Consider the following 21483-nt stretch of genomic DNA (forward strand, 5'->3'; position numbering starts at 1 on the left):
AAGCTATTCATCGTAATTGAGAGATATCCTTTTAATGTTCAGCAAGCCTGTTAAAAGCACTTTATCTGAACCGCGTTTTGCCTAAATCCTGCTCAATATATACTCTCCCTGAGTTCTGAAATCCTCAAATTCCCCAATCTTAAAGCATTGATACATAGATGATGTCAGATAATGCGCAATCATCTCACCGCCAATATGGATCCGTTCCGGGTGTGAGTATGTCGCCTGTATAGCCCTTTGTTCATTCATCATTACAGGAATTGTCTGCAACAAATCCCCATCCAGGATTTGGCACTCAGGTTTTACTCCTGTTCCGTATTGTAATTGCTCTGATTCGAAATCATGGACTGAGCGATAGGCGAACGAAACGATATTTCCTGTTTCCTCGCAAATTGCGAACTGATAAACACTGGTTGTCACCGTTGAAGAAGAGGGAATTGCATGGTCATGCTTGTATTGTTTCCACAGCCTCCTTAGACAGGCCGATGTATGATAATTGAGATTTTGTATACCTGATACGACCATTCTGGTTGATGCTTCAAGCAACCAGGTGTTAGAAAATCCACCTGCCCCCGTACCTGCTATGATGGTTCTTAGCTGGGGGATGTAACCTGCTTTGGAAACAAAAGATAACGGCTCCCCATTATCGGTGACGGCAAGGGTATCTGTTACAATCAGTGCTTGTGCTTCGTCTGTATAAAATATCAGTGATGACATATTTTCCTCATCCAGAAAAGACATTACATGAATCACAGAACAGGTCACTACAACCACGTGAAAGGGAGTCAGACCATTTTCCAGAGGTAAATATATTCTTGTGTTTGGACGCGTTGCGGTTCTCTGTAAAAAATATATAGCACAAACAAAAGTCCCCGCAGGGATAAATATAGTTATATGCGCTTTTTCTGCTGGCTTTTACAATTGAAAGTGACAGGTAAACGAAATGTGTTACAGGTTTCTTTTGCTTTTCGTTGGGTTCTGTATATGCGAATTTACCCTGTGTGTTATTTTTGCAATGGACTCAGGCTGTATTCAATCAATTAAGGTTTACTTCTGGCATTAAGATGTATCCGTTGCCTGTTTTTTAAGGGCACGGTTTGTGCCGGGAAATGAAAATCACATCTTAAGTTCTTCACTCAAAGGATTTGTGATGTTTATCACGTATGGTCCGGGTAACGTGTTGAGGTCAATGTATTGCATCGTGATGGTGTCGTTACATCTTTTACTTTCCTCCTGATTTGCATATTCACTCCCGGCAACCTGGTTGTTTGTTTTTTCTTCTTCCGGATTTATAGTGTAGGCATGAGGTGGCGTTTCAGGGCGACAGACTGTGAGGATAATCACTAACATTCATGCGCGTTATGGGCGTGTCAGCAAACTGGATGCAACAGAGCCGAAACTGAAATTTGAACCCGGATTTCTGTATGCTGAAATACCTTATATTAGCGGCATCCAGAATCGAAAACTGAGCCGATATGTACACTTTTATCTTATGGATAAAGCTATCCTGCAGGCCAGGGATTTAAAGCCTTTAGCCCGGGCATTTTTACGCTGGATAAGGTGGCTGGAGGATAACGGACTTGACCCTTTCACCCCGGGAACGTTGAAATACCAAAGCCCTACATATGGCTTCAGGGAGTATCTTCTGGGGGCCGTAAGGCAGGGGCGCATCGCCTCATCCACCGCGGCGGTGTACATCAGCGTTATCCGACGGTTTTACGTATTTCTGGGCAAGTGTGGTGAGCTGGCTGCCAGCTCATTTTTTACGTTGGTCGAAAAAGTCGTTGACGGGCGACGCAAGGTGATAAGTTCGGATCTTGCCATCAGGATAACCAGCACAACAAAAAGGACAATCAACCCACTGAATGATGCAGAGGTTCATATCCTGGATGAGGCACTGAAATCTGAGTCCGGGTTGTTCAGTTTAATGATTGTGCTGATGAAAAATTGTGGGTTACGGCTGGATGAAATGCTGACCCTGCCGTCGTCACTCTTTACTGAAGAGTACCTTGCCAGTGTCCCTGTATCTGAGTTGACCATCAGGGGGCTTCATATTGGTCCGAGATGCGGAGTTCATACGAAGTTTGGGATGACGCGAGAACTCTTCATCACCAGACGATTGTACGAGCAGGTTCTGGATTATCTGGCGGATGAGGAGTATGAAAAGAAGATCCAAAAATGGCGTGCACGACAGGGTGGGGAAGGGCGGCACGAGCCTTTATTTTTAATGGCAAACGGGAAACGGATGTCTGAAAAAGCCTTTTACTCCCGCTGGTACAGTTTTCGCCATCGCCTGGCCCGGTCTGCTCCGGGAAATGTGTTCAGACATAAACCCCATGATTTGCGGGCAACGTTTGCGACCCATTTTTTACGCTCGGCACTGAGTTGCTATCCCGATCAGGCCGCAAATGCGCTGGGTACAGTAAAATACTGGATGGGCCATAAAAGCGAAAATACGACGATGAAATACATCGTCTTTCTTCAGCAAAACCAGATTTCTGATGCAGTCGCCGGGGTCATGGACGCATTGATTGACGGTGCTGCAGGTCGCGATGGAGCCATATATGAGCCGGAGTGAAACGCAGATAACGTGGATGGCCGAAAATGTGCTGTCATGGGAGACGGTCAGCGGACACATCACTCAGCGGGATCTGAACCGATATTATTTACTTGACGTTTATCTTCAGGCTCATTTTTCAGATTATGTGTTGCTCCCCGGATGGTTTAGTGAACATTCGCATCTTGCCCGCCCTGAAAAACGCGATTTTATTGCCTCTCTGAAACGATTTCTTCTGTCTTACCGTCCCGCCGGAAGGTTAACCATTTTCCGTTATCTCAATATGTTTTTTATATGGCAGTCAGTCAATCAGTATGACTATGGCACGGCTGAAGGCGTTGAAATGTATATTAAACATCTCATGAACGATATTCGTCGGCGAAAAATTTCAGTCAGGATGGCAAGACACTACTTGTCCGTGGTCAACCGGTTTTTGCTTACGGGCGGGCAGATTCAGAGGCGGTATGAATATGAATTCTTACCGAAAGGAACGTATCAGCAGCAGGGAAGGGATAGCTATACCAGGAATGAACTTTCCGAGATCCTGAGGCAGTTGTCATCCATGAATGAGTTCCTTGCGGGATGTATCCGGGAGCATATCGCTAAATCGGAAAAAGGGGTGCGGCATTTCTCACCGTCTTTGCTGGCACCTGTTTATGAAGCGTATTTCCGGTATCCGGGAGAGAACGGGGTCAGCAGGGCAGAGATCATCATCAGGGACGTTCTGGAAAATTACTTTCTTACTTCTTTTTTTCTGTTCTGTTACCACACATGGGGAAACACCTCTCAGGTTCTGGGTCTGACGCGGGATGATATACATCTGGATGAAAAGGGTATCAGCACTGATTATGTTTATAAGGGGAGAGCGAATAAGTATATACGTCTGACGATAGGTAAATCGGAGTATGTGACCAAACGTGCGGGCTATTACTGGTTTCTGTCTTTTATCAGGCTCAGGGACGACATCGTTAACTATCTGGTTTCCGCAGATAACTTCCCTCCGGTACAGGCGCTGTTTCTGAGTGAGCCGCAGGTGAAATTCCGTAAGCTTTATTCTCTTAATCCCAGTCATCTGACTAAATTTTCTAACTCTGAGGGGGCGTGGGCCACGATGCGGCAGCTTAATCCCTCGCTTCCATCAATTACCGTTTCTGGCTTGCGCAAAACGTCTGAGCAGTATACGGACAGAACATTAAAGAATGGTCTGATTACGGCGGAAAAAGCACAGCATAACTGGGGCACTTACAGGCGGAATTATGCTGCAGGTAACCCACAGGGGGCGAAGGAAAACTTCAGTGCTGCACTTGATACGCTTATGAATCAGGGGATTGCGACACGTGCGTTATCCGAGCGGGTAAAAGTTGCTGATGAGCTGGGGATCGATCTGCGTGGAAGCGATGAGGGTGTGGATCTTTTATTGAATGGCCTGGGATGTCGATCGCAGGAGCCGCCTACAGATATTGAATTGCGCTTTATAAAAAAGCAAAAACGATTTGGCCGGACACCAAAGGCTTGTGCGGATTTTTCTCATTGTGTCGAATGTTCAAAAAGTTGCGTTGTGGAAACGCTGGAGTCTGTATGGCTCCTGCTGTCATTCAGGCATGCTATCGAGTATGGAAAACCGTTGTACATCGGTTCGGTCAATGCTGTGGAGCGTTATGAAACGTTACTCCTGAAGATTGATTTACGGCTTGGGCTGGTAGATGAGGCGATCCTGAAAAAAGCGCGCGTTAAACTTCAGCGAGAAGGTGTGGCTCCGGTATGGCAGATTTGAAGAAAAAAGAGGTAAGCCGTAGTCGAATGGCGGAGTTTCCTGCCGGAACGCCGCTTCGTTCAGGGGATGAGTTTCCGACTGAGGATATCATCTGTGAGGCACTAGAAAACAAAAGCTTTGAACGTCTGAATAACTGCCTGGTTATCGCCAGCTCAGATGAACATGATATGCGTTTTATCAATGAGGAGACGCTGAATATTTATTTCAGGGATGATGTCTGGACCAATCGCTATGTCAGAACCCATATTGGTGAAACGTTAAGAACCGTTAATTTTTCAGGCATACGGGATCCTGAACTGCGTCTTGAAGCCAAAATCATCTCAGCCAGCCTGCTCTGGATTGTCGGCAGGACCGCGAAGACGCAGTCCCTGATCCGGAAATGTGCAAACATTGTGGCGGGAGCCCGTATTATTGAGTCTATGGGGTATCGCAGTCTGTTTCAGCTTCGTTTTCCGCTTGTCCGGAATGCTTTCATTGTAAAGATGAAGGAGGAGGATGAGCACGGCAGGAAGCGTTCTGAAAGAACATTACGTAATTACTTTATGGACCTGGCGGATATCTCGCTGACAGGTCATACCCGTCTTCGAAAATACGGTTACTTTCCTGATATTAGCTTCGACAGTTACAACAGTGTGGATGATTCAAACCAGACATATTGTATGCCTTTCAGTCTTATGATGTCTGTCTGGGAAGGGCTGATTACTGAACTGGATGCTGAAATCAGTGATTTCGATTTTGACGGGTTTTCCCGGCTGTGCGCTATCATAAACGGTTTTTATGATTCGCCTTACTATACGTCGATGCTGGAAGCCCGTAAAAGAGGGACAGCAAAAAGCATACCGGATTACCGGGCCGCGTATTACTACAATATTGTTGCCGGGGAAATTCGGGCGCTTTTCGCGACACTTGGCCCCGGGATGCAGGGCTGGTTCTCGGTACATAAAAATAAGCGCTGGAGATCTGATTTTATTGGCGTTGATCACATAAAGCTGAACACCTGGCATTTTGAGCTGACGTTAAAAGTCATGAATGTGATACAGGCCATGTCGGGGATGAGACACAGCGAAGTGCTTGGCGTGATGCACGGTTCACTGATTTATGATGGTGATATCCTGGGACTTCGTTCGGTGTTGCATAAGTTCGCCCCGGAAGGTGGAAGTCACGAAGACTGGGTTGTTTGTCGCTATGTGGAAAAGCCTTTTCAGCATTTACGCAGAATTAATCAAATCATGACAGGCCTGGACGGGAAGACGCTGGACAATGTTCCATTGTCTTTAAATATCAGGTCGTGGTTCTCGGAGCAAAAACTCTCTTTTATGGGGACGCAGCGCCAGACTGAGTGGGCAAAGAAATTTGTGAAAAGACACCATCTGTTCATCCGACGTGACCATATTGATGAGTTCAGGCTTTTAAATCCAAACATACGTGATGATGAACGCGTTGCGATGGAGATTCGGGAGGGGGCTTTCTGGCCATTGCGAACCCATCAGTTTCGCCGTTCACTTGCTGTACACCTCAGGCGTCTTGATCTGATTTCTACTAATGATCTTATCCGGCAGTTTAAGCACTTAATCAGAGGCATGACGGAGTGGTATATGTCCGGTGCACTCAACGCTTCGCATTTTAGCCGGGCGATCCCTCAGGCATTCGCTGCCGAGATTGAGAGGGTTGATACCGAACTCTCAGCTTCCAGGGCTGTTTCTTATCAGCATGAAGGCCTGCTTTATGGCGAAGGCGGGAAGTTACTGATGTCCCAGAGAGGTGGGCACTTACATCAGATGACGTTTCCTACACTGAAAAAAGCGATGAGCATGGCTAAACGAGGCGGGCAAAAACTGGTATCTCTTGGAAACGGTTTTTATTGCATGAATGGCCATGACTGCGAGTTTAAGGCGGTTGTTCAGTCAGCGTCCTGCAATCCGGGATGTGAGAACATGCTGGCCGGAGCTGATTCTGTTCCCGTGTGGAAACGCAGGATGGCTCATTATGACAACCTTCTGGAGATTGCCGTGCGAAATAATGCTCCTCAGGCTGACAGGGATTTTCTGATGCTTGAGAGAGATTTTTATGCAGATGCTGTCCGTTTTTTTGAAAAGGATGAATAGAGCATGACGAACGAACAGTCGGGGGTTAAAAAAACACAGGCAAGAGCAGAGCAGGCCCTGAGGGAACTGATGTTATCAGGGGAGCGTATCAGCCAGTATGCTGTGGAAAAACGAGCGGGGCTGGCAAACGGCACCCTGAATTATAACTGTCCTGAGTACAGGCAGGTCAGGGAGGCTATCCGCAGTCTGAAAAAAACGTGCCAGGGCACCGCGCCGGTTGATGAGCAGGGCATTGAGCAGCAGATCAAGCTGAAAGAAAAGTATCGCCGTCAGAGAAATGAGCTGAGGGAAGAAATCAAAAAGATGATGGCTGAAAATGTAGAGCTGTTACATAACCTTATACTTTTACAGCAGTATGTCAGGGAGCTTGAACGCAACACCGGGAGGGAGAAAGGGGACGTCATTCCGTTCTCGGGTGGTGTCAGGGACTGAGGCTATACTGAACGGAAGGACGCGAGGTGAATCGCCACAGGTTTAACAGACACCTCAGAGTCATTTAAGATGACTTAAAGAGAGGTGCCCATGAGCGGTAAGCGTTATCCTGAAGAGTTTAAAATTGAAGCAGTCAAACAGGTTGTTGATCGCGGTTATTCTGTTGCCAGCGTTGCAACGCGTCTCGATATCACCACCCACAGCCTTTACGCCTGGATAAAGAACTACGGTCCGGATTCTTCCACTAATAAAGAACAGTCAGATGCTCAGGCCGAGATCCGCCGTCTTCAGAAAGAGCTGAAGCGGGTTACCGACGAACGGGACATATTAAAAAAAGCCGCGGCGTACTTCGCAAAGCTGTCCGACTGAGGTACGCCTTTATTCGTGACAACACCTATTGCTGGCCTGTTCGCCTGCTCTGTCGGGTGCTGGATGAACATCCCAGTGGTTTTTACGCCTGGCTTCAGCAGCCGCATTCACAACGCCATCAGGCAGACCTGAGACTGACAGGACAGATTAAACAGTTCTGGCTGGAATCGGGATGCGTCTATGGTTATCGCAAAATCCATCTGGATCTGCGGGACAGCGGGCAACAGTGCGGAGTGAACAGAGTCTGGCGACTGATGAAACGTGTCGGGATAAAGGCTCAGGTCGGATACCGGAGCCCGAGGGCATGTAAAGGCGAGGCCAGTATCGTGTCGCCCAACAAGCTCCAGCGACAGTTCAATCCGGATGCTCCGGATGAGCGTTGGGTAATCACAGCGTGGTTTCCTCAAACCCTCGCTGTGAATTAACTGAAATACTTCATTGAAGCTGTAACCAAACAGTTAACTGAAAGAATGAGCCCGCAGAGCATTGCACAGCGATGACACCATTTGTTGAGCTTCACCGTTTTCGCATACAACCGTCCGGAATTTGGAAAAGCACTGTCTTTTTGTACTGACCGATCATGATTAAGTGACACCTCTTCGAAAAAGAGAGCGCGATGAGCGATTAATATATGGCTCGAAAGACAATTATGTTGGGCTTTTATGACCGCTGTCAGAGGTATTATCTTACCCGGACGGCAACAGGGTCGGAATGTCATCAGCGGCACTGTAACAAGCTATCCGCCATCTTAAATATCTGCAGGTCCTTGCACCGAGTATGCACACCAACCGACAGAGTGATTTGACCCAAACTGGTGGATATTTTGCAAAACTATTAGCCTCTTATGACCGGTCTGCAGCCTGATATTGAGGAATTAGTGCGCTTTCATGGAATGCCTGCCGGGATCGCAAGTACGAACCCCCGGTACTGTTACACTGAATGTGCTCAGTCCTGTATCAGATTGTATTTTTCAGCAACTCAAGAACAACCCTTATTTTATCATTGTCACGTTTGTAGTACGTCCAGGGACCGATGCGCTGAGAAGTAACAAGTTGTGCCCGTTGAAGAGCTGAGAGGTAAAGAGAAACGGTAGACTGTGAGAGCCCGACCTTTTCCTGAATGATACTGACACACACACCGAACTCGTCCGCATCAGCATAAGGCTGATGGAAGTGTATTTTCGGTTCCTTGAGCATATGCAGAATTTTTCTTCTAACAGGGTTTCCCAGCGCCTTAATCACGTCATTCAAATCAATATCAGGCATAAACTCTGTCACTTGTCGCATTGAGGAATTGCAATGTTACGATACTTCTCTACGTTAAGCATCAGCTTTTGAAAAGCTGATGCTCATAAGAATGGTTAGCCAAAGGCGGGATAATCTGTGTAGCCTTTTGCCGTTCCACCATACATGGTTGTTGGATCGACCGGATTCAGTGGCCATTCATGATAAAGGCGCTGCGGTAAATCCGGATTAGCTATGAACGGGCGGCCAAATCCGATAATGTCTCCCCAGCCAGCACCGATAATCCGTTCGGCTTTTTCTTGCGTATATCGCCCGGCATACATAATTACACCGCTGAATAACTTACGGACTTCAGCTCTGAATGCTTCAGGCAATTCGGGAGCATCATCCCAGTCGGCTTCAGCAAGAGAAATATAGGCTATTCCGATTTCTTCAAGAATTTTAACGGCTTCGGTATAGGTTTCATGGGGATCATCTTCCACCAGGCCAAGATAGACCCTTACTTCATCCGTGGTCTGAAAGAGCGGAGCAAAACGGACTCCCACACGGTCTTTACCGACCACATCAGCGACAGCCTGCGTCACTTCGCGCAGAAACCGCAGCCGGTTATGTAATGAGCCACCATATTCATCCTCTCTTTTGTTGCTATGGGATGACATGAACTGGTTAACCAGGTATCCATTTGCACAGTGAATTTCCACACCGTCAAAACCGGCATCAAGGGCGTTCTGAGCTGCCCCGGCGTACATCCTGACAATCTCACTAATTTCCTCTTTTTCCAGTGCGCGGGGGCAGGAAGCGGTAGCCAGCGCACCCTCTCCCGGCCCGGTTTCGATGAATACCTTAACGTTTTCCCCTGCCGGTATCGCCGACGGAGCGACAGGCGAGGCGTTACATGGCTGCAGGGAGTTATGGGATACTCTTCCGACATGCCAGAGCTGGGCAAAAATGATGCCTTCTTTTTCATGCACTGCCCGCGTCACTTTCTTCCAGCCTTCCACTTGCCGTGAGCTGTAGATCCCCGGGGTCCACGCATAACCCTGCCCACGAGGTTCGATTTGTGTTCCTTCGGTCACCATAAACCCGGCACTGCTGCGCTGTGCGTAATATTCAGCCATCAGTTCGTTCGGAATATCACCCGGTTGTGAGCTCCGTGAGCGGGTTAAAGGCGGAAGTACAACACGATTCTTCAGGGTGTAGGGACCTAGTCTGGTGGGAGAGAACAGGTTTTTCGTCTTCATTACATATCCTGATATAGCGAATTTTCAATATCACTGAAACGCCATGTCTCAGCATTTACGACCTGGCATGTCGTCGTTCGGCCGATGTAGCCGCAGAACCACGACACTTTATTCCACATATTGAGATTTACCAATATCTAGATTTATAAAAATTATGATCGGATGAGCGGAACGGGGGGGTTGCCTGATGGCTCACAGAATCGGCATCATGAACCTAAATGGTTCTGATAATGTTATCGGAGATCCTGAACGGGAACGGTATGCGTCACGATTTTAATGACTATGTTGCATTCATGGCAGTAGCACAGGAGTGCAGTTTTTCACGGGCTGCTGTCCGCCTCGGGATCTCGGCATCCACGCTTTCACACACGATACGTCGTCTCGAGGAGCGCGTTGGCATGCCGTTACTTATGCGTACAACCAGGCGGGTGGCTGTCACCGAAGCCGGTAAACAATTATTACTGACGCTTGAACCCGGTCTTGCGCGCATTGAAGCGGGCGTGACAGCTCTTCAGAGACTGCGCCATACACCGGCTGGGCTGGTCAGACTTACGGTATCAGATCACATGATTCATGAATGTCTCTGGCCACGATTGTCACCGTTACTAAAAAAATATTCGGATATCAAGGTGGAAATGTCGCAGCAGAACGGTTTTGTCGACATTGTTGAGGGCAATTTTGATGCCGGAGTCCGAATTGGTGATGACATATTAAAGGATATGGTGGCCGTCCGAATCGCACCGGACATACGGTTTGTCGTCATTGGATCGTCCACCTATCTTGCAGAAAGAGGTCTGCCGCTACATCCCTCTCAGCTGGAAAAACATGACTGCATCAATATACGTCTGTCACCCACAGGCCCGCTGTATGGCTGGGAATTTGTCAGGCAGGGGGAGATTGTGAAAAAAGTGGACGGGCAGCTTACTTTTTCAAGCATTTATCCAATGCTTCAGGCAGTAAAAGATGGCTACGGCCTGGCCTACCTGCCGGAGTCTTCTGCCCTGGCGGGGATTGAGGCGGGACACTATTGTCGGGTGCTTGAGGACTGGTCAGAGGCTTTTCCCGCCGACATGATAATTCCAATAATGTCCATTACAGGCTCCGGTAAAGATAATACCGACACCTTACATGAGAAAGGCAAAAGCAATATAACCTGCTGTGCTCCGGATTTTAAGAATGAGCGGTTTACGTAGCAGGATGAGCAGTTCGAACCAGAAATTTCGTTACTATTGCTAAAGTAAAACCTGATGACCTCTAATCGTAACGGAGACCAATATGACTTCACAACTGAACTGGCAGGCCCCGGCTATCAATCGCAAAAAAGTAGGTGACATGACTGTGACCATGCTGAGTGATGGCTATCTGGACGTATCTTTTGAGCTGCTGTCTGGTATTGACGGCTCACGTGCCGAGGATTTACTGCAGAAGCGCGGTGTGCCAGCAGTACCCCGTATTAATATCAACGTCTACGTTATCCAGACGCCTGAGCGAACCATCCTGATTGACAGTGGTGCCGGAGGTATCAATGGCTGGGGCGGTCGGCTTCAGGTAGCCCTGGCCGCGGCAGGCATTGACCCGCTTCAGATTGATACCCTTCTCCTGACTCACGCGCATCCTGACCATATCGGCGGGCTTGCAGGCCCCCTGCAGACTCCCGTTTTCCGCAATGTTCAGCAGTTGTTTGTGCATGAGAAAGAACTCGCTTTCTGGCGTGATGAAACCATTTCCGCTGGCGCGCCTGACGCATTCAAGCCGTTCTTTGAAGTAGCAAGGAACGCCTTCAGCGCTTATGACGACAAACTGGTGCCATTCCGCGAGGAAGCGATTTTACCAGGTATTCAGACTGTACCGCTGTTCGGCCATACACCAGGACATACCGGTTATCTGCTGGGTGATGAAAAAGAGTCGCTGCTCATCTGGGGTGATATTGTTCACTTCCCGCACATTCAGGTTGCTCAGCCTGACGTTACTATCGCGTTCGACAGCGATCCTGCGGCGGCGGCGGCCATCCGTAGCAAAGTGCTTGACCGCGCAGCGAGCGATAACCTGGCTGTCAGTGGTATGCACTTCAACCTGCCTACTACCGGTAAGGTTATCCGTGAAGGTAACAGCTTCGCACTGAATTACGACCTGTGGTCACCCGCAGTCTGATCACCTTCCTTCCCGGTGCACACAATAGTGACCGGGAAGATCCCCTTTCATATCGCCCGACAAGAACCCACCTGCAATACTATGAATATCACTGCCTCACAAAAAAATGGCTCATTACTCTTGCGCCCTGGCTTTTTGTATTCCTCTGGAGTCAGGGTTTGTCGCAGCCAAATTTACCGTGCAGTACAGCGCGCCGTTTCATCTTTTATTCCTGCGTGGCGCATTTTCCTGTCTGGTCCTTCTGCTGCTTACACTGGGGTTCAGGGCCCGTTTTCCGTCCGGCAGAGGAATGGTTCGCAACCTGATTGTCGGACTTTTCCTGCAGAGCTTCTTTCTGGGCGGATGCTTTTATGCCATCCATCGTGGCATGCCGTCAGGCATTGTGGCGCTCATCACCGGCCTGCAGCCGGTACTGACTGCAATACTGGTTTCACTCATGCACCGTCAGTCCCTGCATCCCCGGAAATGGCTGGGTATTGCGATTGGCTTTGCGGGCGTTTTCCTGGTGCTCTCGCCAGGCCAGCATAGTTTTGCACTGGATCCTGTGGCTTTTGGGTCGGTCATGCTGGGGTTATTTGGCGTAACGATCGGAGCGCTTTATCAGCGCCGTGCTCAGGGAGATGGACATATCTTTGCGAACACGTTTTTACAGTACGTCACTTTGACAATATCGATGGGTGCAATTAGCCTGATGTTCGAATCTGCTCCGACGCAGTGGAGCTTATCATTTGCGCTGGGTCTGGGCTGGCTGGTTATTGGCGTATCGGTTCTGGCGATTATGTTGCTGATTTTTATGATACGAAGCGGTGAAGCAACCAAAGTCGCTACTTACTTTTACCTGGTTCCCATTCTCACGGCAGCTGAAGCGTGGTTGCTGTTTGGAGAGGCCATTACATTGCCCATGCTTGTGGGTATGGCAATAACTATAATCGGCCTGATTTTTGTCATCCGGGAATAGACAACCGCACGCGTCGCTGTATGCTTTTGTATATGGCGACGTATAATAGCGGTCAAAGTCAAATTCCGGATGAATATGCAAACAGTCAGCTTTTCCGATTCTCCCGTTGATGATCTCCTCGCTGAGCTTCTTACCCTGGCACGCTCCCGTTTTCCACTTCCCTGCGATTGCCTTCGCGCAGAACAGACGCATCAGGTAAAGAAGTTCGAGGTGGAAGGTGCGACCCTTTCCTTCCCGCTGGAAGGAGAATTCCGGTATCGTGAAAATGAGAAATGGCACCGGGTGATCCCGGGCGAGATTATGGTCGTCCCGAATGCCCGTAGCATCGATATAGAATATGCCCCTTCAGAACAAAGTGGTGAGTTTGTTGCCCTGAGCGTGGTGCTCGCGGAGGAACAGCTTGAAGCAGCCAGGCTGTTACTTGCCGCACCACCACCACAGGACACCGGCAGCATCGCAGCCATTTCCGTATCAGCTCTTCTTTCACCCCTTAACCGCTGGACAGCCGCAATGCGGGAAGGGAAGCGTCCGCTTTCCCTGCACGCCATGGTTGAAGTGGTGCTCTGGCTTTATGGCATGGGATACCATGCTTTGCTGCGAGCCCGGCAGCCAAGTCTGGCCATGAAAATCCGTCAGATGGTAGCGGACAAACCGGCTCATCCCTGGAGTGCTGCTGAAATTGAAGATCTGACGGGACTCAGTGGCCCCACGCTTCGGCGCCACCTGGCCAGTGAGTCAACCAGCTTACGCTCAGTTATCGCCGATGCACGTATCGCGGAGGCTCTCCGCCTGCTGATGACATCGACGCTGCCGGTAAAAACGGTCGCGGGGCGGGTGGGTTACAATTCACTATCGAGCTTCAGCAAGCAGTTTTCTGAACGCTATGGAATCGAACCTTCAGGGTTCCGCTGACTTCAGTTCGTTCAAGGTACACATTGCGTCCCTCGCACTTCAGTAACTTGCGTGGATCTTTCGAATATAACGGAAGATATTGGCCGGCATTGCGTGTAACCGGTTCAGGAGTTCTCATCGTGACGGGAGAGCTAAATCGGTACGGCTGTTGTTCTCAGCTATAAGAACAACTGAGTATCTGACCAGCTGTCTGGTGCTGGCAGCAGCATGCAGTGCAATCGGTCAGGCTCAAAGGAACTGACCTGATGTCAGGTTATAATTTCGGACACATCATAACCCCAGAAGGAGACAACTGTGGTTCATGTTTTCATTATCGGTGGTGCAGGCAAAATCGGCCAGCGTCTGTGCAGGATCCTTTCAGGTAGGGGGCATGCTGTTCGTGCCCTCTACCGTAAGCCAGAGCAGCAGGCATTGCTAGGCGAGCTGGGTGCTGAGCCCGTCAGTGGGAGCCTGACAGAGCTGGATGCAGCTGCGCTGGCGATGCACTTTGCAGGTAGTGATACAGTGGTGTTTACTGCCGGTGCCGGCGGTAAGGGGGGACAGGAGATGACCAATGCGGTCGACGGCGAAGGGCTGAAAAAGTCGGTAGCTGCCGCCCTCAGTGCCGGTGTGTCTCGCTTTCTGCTCGTTTCTGCATTCCCGGAGTCCGCACGGGGAGAAACCACTTCTGAATCATTCGAAAATTATATGCGTGTTAAAAAAATGGCCGATGTGGAACTAGCACAAAGCGAGCTTGACTGGGTGATCCTGCGCCCCGGCGCGCTGCAGGATAAGACTGGTACGGGTTATGTACGTGCCGGCCTGGCCATCCCGTATGGTAACGTGCCCCGTGATGACGTGGCGGCTACGCTGGCTGAACTCATTGAGCAACCTGCCGTCAGCCGCGTCATCATTGAGCTGACGTCTGGCGATGCTCCTGTCCGTGAAGCCATACAGAAGCTGGCGGGCCGATAAAAGGCAGCGCACGTACCAGCAGGCTGCAGGCCCCCAGGCGTTTACAATAAACTTTCCAGCCAGTCGGTAAACGCCCGTACTTTTCGGGAGAGATGGCGGTGCGGATACAGAAGTTACAGTTTGCGATTCGGGGACGTATTATCTGGCAGAACCTCTACCAACAGCCCGCGATCGAGATAAGGCTGCAAAAAAATATTCATGCCCTGTAGTATTCCCAGCCCCGCCAGGCCTGCTGCAATGTAGGCTTCTGAGTTATCCACGACAAGCCTGCCTGGAAGTTCAATTTCGGTGGAGCCCTCTGACGTCCCGAATGTCCAGGGCATAACTTGTCTGTTGCTGCTGTTAATCCAGTTGACGGCCTGATGCTGCTGCAACTCGTCCATTGTTTCCGGGGTGCCGTGTTGATCAAGATACGCAGGACTGGCGCAGGTCGTCATTTTAACGGTTCCCACCTCCTTTGCGATATAGTCGCCATCGTCCAGCTCCCCCACCCTCAGTATGCAGTCCAGGCCATCATGCAGCATATTCCGTCGGCGGTCTGAGCTGCTCAGGATAATTTCAATTCCGGGATGCTGGCGATAAAAATCAGGCAGGTTGGGTATAACAAGTAAAGCCGCAAACGCGACAGGCATATCTATGAGCGAATAGCGGGCGTCAAAATGATAGCGACAGGAAAGTTCTGCCATATTAAACATAACAACCCTTGGGCGCACCGCCGCAGGCGCCCTCAGCACGTTTCTGCGGCCTCCCGCCTGTTTCCGGCACCTTTCAAACGCCCCTGATGATTTCTGCGCGTCTGCATGGCTATGCAGTGAGATCTGCTCTCCACCGATTAGTGCATGCAGATTTTGGAAACGTCCAATTCTGGCACGAAGCGGTCACCCCGGCGGGGTGCAGTCCGCTGTCAGCGAAAACGGACATTGAGCCAATCAAATAATCTGTGCCAGAATTTGTCATTGAGGCTAGTACTTTCGAGTAGATCTATTTCCCGCCCGTACTCTTAAACTCATCTATCTCATCCTTCTACGACTTATTACCGGGAATATAAAACCCCGCCGAAGCGGGTTTGGTAATTTGAGTTTTTCTCAGGCGGCCATCTTTCTGCATTGTTCGGCGCAGTGATGACAAGCGCTTGAGCAATCCTGACAATGGTCATGTTCATGCTTTCCACACTCGTCACCGCACTTCTGACAAACATCAGCGCAAAGACGGCAAAGATCCTGGGCAGACCCGCTATTTAGTGTCATGAATTGAGCTGCAAGACGGCAGATATTTGCACACTGCATATCCAGTTTTATGCACTCGCGCATCATCTCCAGATTCTCTTCGTCGAGACACGAAGCCGCACAGTTATCACATGCCGTTGCACATAGATAACAGGCTTCGATGCATTTTTTGTATTCGTCTAACATAATTTCTCCTTAGCTAAGGTTACGTATTAAGCATGGAAGAGATAACTGATTATTCAAATTTTGAATTAGTTAATTACCTTTTCAGCATTTCATATCATTGATTCAAAGTGCATCTCTAGGGTTACCTAATTCACCTATGTCTACTTCTGGCACAATGCAGAAATGAGATAGATTTACTTTATCCGCTTCTCGCTCAAAGCTGTCCGTAATCCCTTGCCTGCTTAAAAAAACCGGATTAACGTGTGATGTTTTTACGTTTTCCAGGCAGCCTTCATCGGTAAGTACCTGTCTTACAGACTTCAATGCACTTAGTTAAGAAACATCCTAATCGTCCTTTCGCCGATCGCGAGATCTGTTATGGCAGCTAAACTCGATTGATACCCCAATCCGCGGGGCAGCATTTCCTTTCCGCACGCAAGAAGGAGAAGATCATGAAAGCAGTAATTTACAACGGTCCTTATGATGTAAAAGTAAAAGACGTACCGGATGCGAAAATTGTCCGCCCCACGGATGTACTCGTCCGCATCACCACCACCAACATTTGTGGGTCGGACTTGCACATGTATGAGGGCCGGACCAGCTTTGAACAGGGACGGATTCTGGGTCACGAAAACCTGGGTGAAGTGGTCGAAATTGGCTCAGGCGTTGAACGTATTAAGGTGGGCGACTATGTTTGTCTGCCGTTTAACGTGGGATGTGGTTTTTGCGAAAACTGTGAAAAAGGTCTGACCGGCTTTTGTCTCACTACCAATCCGGGTACGGCAGGCGCAGCTTATGGTTTTGCTGAAATGGGTCCCTGGGAGGGAGGTCAGGCGGAACTTCTTCGGGTGCCATTTGCCGACTTTAACTGCCTTGTTCTTCCCCCTGATGCGGCAGAAAAAGAAGATGATTATGTGATGCTCTCTGACATTTTTCCTACCGGCTGGCATGCAACAGAACTTGCCGGATTGAAGCCTGGTGAAAGCGTGGCCATTTATGGCGCGGGGCCGGTCGGTTTGATGGCAGCTCATTCGGCGATCATTAAAGGTGCTTCACAGGTGTTTGTGGTTGATACGCACACAGACCGGTTGGCTCTGGCTGAAAAAATGGGGGCGACGGGCATCAATGCTACTGGCGATGAAGCTGTACAAAAAATTCTCGACCTGACGGATGGACGCGGTACGGATTGTGGCTGCGAATGTGTTGGCTATCAGTGCTGTAACAAACATGGCCATGAAGATAACTCTGTTACCATGAACAGTCTTGTTGCGTCGACGAAAGCAACCGGGGGAATTGGTGTGGTTGGCGTCTTTATTCCTCAGGATCCGGGGGCTGAATCGGAGCTTGCCAGAGAGGGTAAGATGCCATTTGATTTTGGGAGTTTCTGGTTTAAAGGACAGGCAATCCGTACCGGCCAGGCGAACGTTAAGGCCTATAACCGTCAGCTGTCTCGCCTCATCCATCACGATAAAGCCAGTCCGGGCAAAATAATTTCTCATCGTCTTTCGCTTGAAGAGGCTCCTGCCGGATATAAGCACTTCGATGAGCGGGATGAAGGATGGACGAAGGTTATCCTTAAGCCTTAAATAGAGTTATCCGGTATGAGAAAGCAAAAACCGGGAAAGAATGTATGACTTTTGACAGGGTGCAATAAAATATCCTGTCAGGGCGTTATTATTCATACTTTCAGCTGCCAGGCGCTTCCATATCCAGACTTGTTCCCTGATTTTGCCGACGAGATAGCAAAATTAATACATTCAGGAGGAGGCATCTGCGGTTGATCTGTTCCGTATTTATTAACGCCCTGTGCTGTAAGTATTGTCTGCCTCTACCACATAGCAGACATGTGCGCAGGAACGGTCCGCTATGAGCGAAAAGCGGACTTCCGGTCCTTGCGCAAACTCCCGTTCCGAGAAGTTGCAGTTCACAAATCACCTGTTAAAGAAGGTATGGTAGCCCACAGCATTAATTTTGCTTCCATCTTCAGTCAGACTGGCCGGTACCGGCTTCCGATAAGTTTCGTCGGCTGAGGCCCGCTAAAGTAGAGAGGTCAAAAAATAACCTTGACGTACAATAATTTTCGATATCCAAACTGACCCCTAATTAGGTGGACACCTGATGACTGACTTAAAATTTCTATCACGCCAGCGTTACACATCCGCAGTCGCATCTTGCGGGGTTCAGCGGGGTGTTGCAGGCGGACGTGCACGTGCGGACGCCCTCTGACACCACGACCGAAGCGCTGTGCCGTATCGGCGAGCTGTATGGCATCGAGGCGGGCATCCGGGGCAAAAGCGCGGCGGAACGGCTGGCCATTCGGCAGGAAAAAGCGGTACCGCTGCTGACCGCGCTGGAGGGCTGGCTGCGTGAAAAGCAGAAAACGCTGTCACGGCACTCGGAGCTGTCGAAGGCGTTCGCGTACGCGCTGAACCAGTGGGATGCGCTGAAATTATACCTGCGGGAGATTACTGATACAGAACACGCCGGGAATGTGCCGCCATTGACGCAATGACGACACAGCCCTTTTTAACCGTTCCGTGAGAGTTCCCTGGCAATATACTGTGCGGTACGGCTTTCTTTGACCTGCGATACCTGTTCGGGAGTTCCTGCGGCAACCAGGCGTCCTCCCTCATGTCCCGCTCCAGGACCGATGTCGATAACCTGGTCTGCCTGAGTAACCGCCCGCATATCGTGTTCAATCATTATCACCGTATTTTCTGCATCAACAAGCCGCTGCAGCTGCACAAGGAGGCGGTCGGCGTCTGAAGCATGCAGGCCGGTTGTCGGTTCATCTAGGATATACAACGTGTGGCCACGTTGGCTACGTTGTAGTTCGGTTGCCAGCTTGATCCTTTGCGCCTCCCCTCCGGATAACTCGGTTGCTGGTTGTCCCAGACGCAGGTAGCCCAGACCAATTTCACTCAGCAGACGGAGGGGACGAGCCACTGGTTCTTCAGTCGCAAAGAACTGACTGGCTTCATCCACCGTCATATGCAGGACCTCCGCGATATTTTTGTCCTGCCAGCAGATCCTGAGAGTATCCCGGTTATACCGCGCGCCATGGCAGGTCGGGCACGGTGCATACACGCTCGGCATAAACAACAGCTCCACGCTGACGAATCCTTCACCTTCACAGGTTGCACAGCGGCCTTTTGCCACATTGAAAGAGAATTGACCCGCATCGTAATGATGGAGTTTGGCGTCAGTCGTTCCGGCAAAGAGCTTACGAACAGGATCAAACAACCCGGTATATGTCGCCAGGTTTGAACGGGGGGTCCTGCCTATCGGTTTCTGGTCAACCTGAACCAGACGCTTTACCAGTCCGGTATCACCGGTCAGGGTACCGTACGTTTTCTCCGTTACGGATGGCCCCTCAGCGTCGCTGGCTTCGGAAAGCACGTCTTCTGGCTCACCGCCAAGTGAAGAAAGCACCAGTTCCGGTAAGGCCTGGGCAATCAGACTGGATTTACCGGAGCCAGAGACTCCCGTCACGGCTGTCAGCACACCCAGAGGAATATCAACATCGATCCACTTAAGATTGTGGCGATGGATCCCCTGCAGTTTCAGCCACCCGGATGGGATACGGGCAAAAGATTGTGGTGGCCGGACTTCATCAAATAAATAACGCGCGGTACGAGATTGGGTGACGGCTTTCAGATCTTCAGGAATACCACTGTAGAGAACATGTCCTCCCTGTTCACCAGCCGACGGTCCCACATCAACAAGCCATTGCGCCCGTCGCATCAGGTTAAGATCATGTTCAACGACAAACACCGAGTTGCCGGCATCACGAAGGTTCTCAAGCGCATCGTAAAGCGCTTTACTGTCTGAGGGGTGCAGACCCGCAGACGGTTCATCAAGAACATAGACCACACCAAACAGCATCGAACTGAGTTGCGTGGCAAGACGCAGTCGCTGAAGCTCTCCTGCAGATAGAGTTGGGGTTGCTCTGTCCAGCGTAAGATAACCCAGCCCCAGCTTCTGCAACTGATACAACCGGGCCATGACACCACCGGTCAGCCGTTGTGCCGCCAGTCGTTTCTCTTCCGATAACGCCGATGTCCGGCAGACATCGGCGTTATCGGAATGGACCGCTTTTCCGGATGCAGCACGCTCTGTCAGATCCCGACGGGTGATATCCCTGTCGGCATCTGCGCCGGCGTGGTGGGCACTGAAATCCCCCCGGGAGATTGGAAGGAGCAATTCCGCCAGCTGGTCTAAGGGCATCTGCATAAATTCACCAATGTCCACACCGGCAAAGGTGACGGACAATGATTCTGACTTCAGTCTTTTCCCGTGACAGACCGGACACAGCTTGCCTTCCATAAAACGGGAGACTCGTTTTCTCATCAACGCGCTTTGCGTGCTGGCGAAGGTATGTAGCACATAACGACGTGCCCCGGTGAAGGTCCCCATATAACCCGGCGTCATTTTTTTCCTGACGGCTTCGCGCGTATCTTCCGGACTCAGTCCCGGGAAAACCGGTACAGTGGGGGTGTCTTCGGTAAAAAGGATCCACTGACGGTCTTCCGCTGGCAGATTTTTCCAGGGAGTGTCGATGTCATACCCCAGCGTCACCAGAATATCCCGCAGATTCTGTCCGTGCCAGGCCGGGGGCCAGGAAGCAATAGCCTTTTCACGGATACTAAGTGAGGGATCGGGCACCATCAGTGTTTCAGTTACCTCATAGATATGGCCCAGACCATGGCAAGAAGGGCATGCCCCCTGCGGCGTGTTGGGAGAAAAATCCTCGGCATACAGCATCGGTTGTCCGGCAGGATAAGCGCCCGCCCGTGAGTACATCATTCGCACCAGACTGGATAAGGTGGTCACGCTGCCGACAGAGGAGCGCGCGTTACTGGCACCGCGTTGTTGCTGAAGCGCAACGGCTGGCGGCAGTCCGTCAATGGCATCCACATCCGGAACCCCGACCTGATCAATGAGGCGACGAGCGTAGGGGGCAACCGATTCAAAGTAGCGCCGTTGCGCCTCAGCATAAATGGTGCCAAAGGCCAGTGAAGACTTACCCGAGCCTGACACACCCGAAAAAACAACCAATGCGTTGCGCGGAATGGAAACATCCACCTCTTTAAGGTTGTTCTCGCGAGCACCGCGAATCACAACTGAATTGTTGTCGTCAGTCAGGATGGGATGATAACCGAAAAGTTTCTTTGCCATAGAATTTCCTGTGCTAGGTGTGTCCGCTCTTAATAAGGCCACCTCTTGTGACGGTATCTGGTGTGCCGGACCGCTCGATCAGAAAGCCCGTCGAAAAAAGCGTTTGTGTGACTGGAAACAGATTGCTGAAGCTGGGCCCGGTGGTACCATGTGGGACACCGCTGAAGTTTCAGCGGTACCCTGCGGATCCGCCTTCTGTATGAGAACTGGCTGGCGG

General features: G+C 50.2%; 15 protein-coding genes and 3 pseudogenes. 12 read left to right on the forward strand and 6 right to left on the reverse strand.

Features of this window, described 5'->3' with window-relative positions; translation table 11 throughout:
* Positions 1-81: 81 nt before the first annotated feature.
* Positions 82-717, reverse strand: a complete 636-nt coding sequence (locus AM329_RS22045; RefSeq protein ID WP_023279901.1) for a hypothetical protein — start codon at positions 715-717, stop codon at positions 82-84.
* Between the two features lie 613 nt (positions 718-1330).
* On the opposite strand from AM329_RS22045, the gene AM329_RS22050 reads away from it, so the two are divergent.
* From AM329_RS22050 to AM329_RS25280, 5 genes and pseudogenes are all read left to right on the forward strand, one after another.
* Positions 1331-2578, forward strand: a complete 1248-nt coding sequence (locus AM329_RS22050; RefSeq protein WP_007897923.1) for a site-specific integrase — start codon at positions 1331-1333, stop codon at positions 2576-2578.
* Positions 2565-4331, forward strand: a complete 1767-nt coding sequence (locus AM329_RS22055; RefSeq protein WP_032607906.1) for a hypothetical protein — start codon at positions 2565-2567, stop codon at positions 4329-4331. The genes AM329_RS22050 and AM329_RS22055 overlap by 14 nt, the downstream gene beginning before the upstream one ends.
* Positions 4319-6436 carry a hypothetical protein gene (locus tag AM329_RS22060; RefSeq protein ID WP_017384059.1) on the forward strand — a complete coding sequence of 706 codons (2118 nt, stop codon included), beginning with the start codon at positions 4319-4321 and terminating at the stop codon, positions 6434-6436. Before AM329_RS22055 ends, AM329_RS22060 begins: the two co-directional genes overlap by 13 nt.
* Before the next feature lie 3 nt (positions 6437-6439).
* The gene (locus tag AM329_RS22065; RefSeq protein ID WP_017384060.1) at positions 6440-6868 is read left to right on the forward strand and encodes a hypothetical protein; all 429 of its coding nucleotides are present in this window, start codon (positions 6440-6442) and stop codon (positions 6866-6868) included.
* A 90-nt stretch (positions 6869-6958) separates the two neighbouring features.
* Positions 6959-7647 (forward strand): annotated as a pseudogene (locus AM329_RS25280) (IS3 family transposase); the annotation flags it as partial.
* Between the two features lie 546 nt (positions 7648-8193).
* Here the strand turns inward: AM329_RS25280 and AM329_RS22085 are convergent.
* Positions 8194-8502, reverse strand: coding sequence for a helix-turn-helix transcriptional regulator (locus AM329_RS22085; RefSeq protein WP_032415288.1), 309 nt, complete (start codon positions 8500-8502; stop codon positions 8194-8196).
* Positions 8503-8597: 95 nt separating this feature from the next.
* Positions 8598-9722: an alkene reductase gene (locus AM329_RS22090; RefSeq protein WP_023279877.1), complete on the reverse strand. Its 1125-nt coding sequence runs from the start codon at positions 9720-9722 to the stop codon at positions 8598-8600.
* 260 nt (positions 9723-9982) lie between these two features.
* Here AM329_RS22090 and AM329_RS22095 point away from each other — a divergent pair, with 260 nt between their 5' ends.
* The 5 genes from AM329_RS22095 (at position 9983) to AM329_RS22115 (ending at position 14697) form a co-directional block, all read left to right on the forward strand.
* A complete protein-coding gene (locus AM329_RS22095) occupies positions 9983-10915 on the forward strand; it encodes a LysR family transcriptional regulator (RefSeq protein ID WP_158002126.1) in 933 nt (310 codons plus the stop codon).
* An 82-nt stretch (positions 10916-10997) separates the two neighbouring features.
* Entirely contained in the window at positions 10998-11873 is an 876-nt protein-coding gene (locus AM329_RS22100) for an MBL fold metallo-hydrolase (protein WP_017384065.1), read from the forward strand.
* A 106-nt stretch (positions 11874-11979) separates the two neighbouring features.
* Positions 11980-12831 (forward strand): DMT family transporter, encoded by an 852-nt coding sequence (locus tag AM329_RS22105; protein ID WP_023279882.1) that lies wholly within the window; start codon positions 11980-11982, stop codon positions 12829-12831.
* Between the two features lie 75 nt (positions 12832-12906).
* Positions 12907-13743, forward strand: coding sequence for a helix-turn-helix transcriptional regulator (locus tag AM329_RS22110; RefSeq protein WP_023279881.1), 837 nt, complete (start codon positions 12907-12909; stop codon positions 13741-13743).
* A 294-nt stretch (positions 13744-14037) separates the two neighbouring features.
* Complete coding sequence (locus tag AM329_RS22115) at positions 14038-14697, forward strand: SDR family oxidoreductase (protein WP_007897903.1); 660 nt, start codon at positions 14038-14040, stop codon at positions 14695-14697.
* 41 nt (positions 14698-14738) lie between these two features.
* Here AM329_RS22115 and AM329_RS22120 read toward each other — a convergent pair.
* Positions 14739-15335 (reverse strand): annotated as a pseudogene (locus AM329_RS22120) (LysR substrate-binding domain-containing protein); the annotation flags it as partial.
* 447 nt (positions 15336-15782) lie between these two features.
* Positions 15783-16109 (reverse strand): four-helix bundle copper-binding protein, encoded by a 327-nt coding sequence (locus tag AM329_RS22130; RefSeq protein WP_022649401.1) that lies wholly within the window; start codon positions 16107-16109, stop codon positions 15783-15785.
* 431 nt (positions 16110-16540) lie between these two features.
* Between AM329_RS22130 and AM329_RS22135 the strand changes: the two genes are divergently transcribed.
* Positions 16541-17674, forward strand: a complete 1134-nt coding sequence (locus AM329_RS22135; protein ID WP_022651297.1) for a glutathione-independent formaldehyde dehydrogenase — start codon at positions 16541-16543, stop codon at positions 17672-17674.
* 569 nt (positions 17675-18243) lie between these two features.
* Positions 18244-18543: pseudogene (locus tag AM329_RS22140) on the forward strand (transposase); the annotation flags it as partial.
* Between the two features lie 71 nt (positions 18544-18614).
* On the opposite strand, the gene AM329_RS22145 reads toward AM329_RS22140, so the two are convergent.
* The gene (locus AM329_RS22145; RefSeq protein ID WP_012561117.1) at positions 18615-21266 is read right to left on the reverse strand and encodes an excinuclease ABC subunit UvrA; all 2652 of its coding nucleotides are present in this window, start codon (positions 21264-21266) and stop codon (positions 18615-18617) included.
* Positions 21267-21483 lie beyond the last annotated feature (217 nt).

Origin of the sequence: Enterobacter cloacae complex sp. AR_0002, from assembly GCF_001922365.1 — a bacterium.
Lineage (GTDB): Bacteria > Pseudomonadota > Gammaproteobacteria > Enterobacterales > Enterobacteriaceae > Enterobacter > Enterobacter hormaechei_C.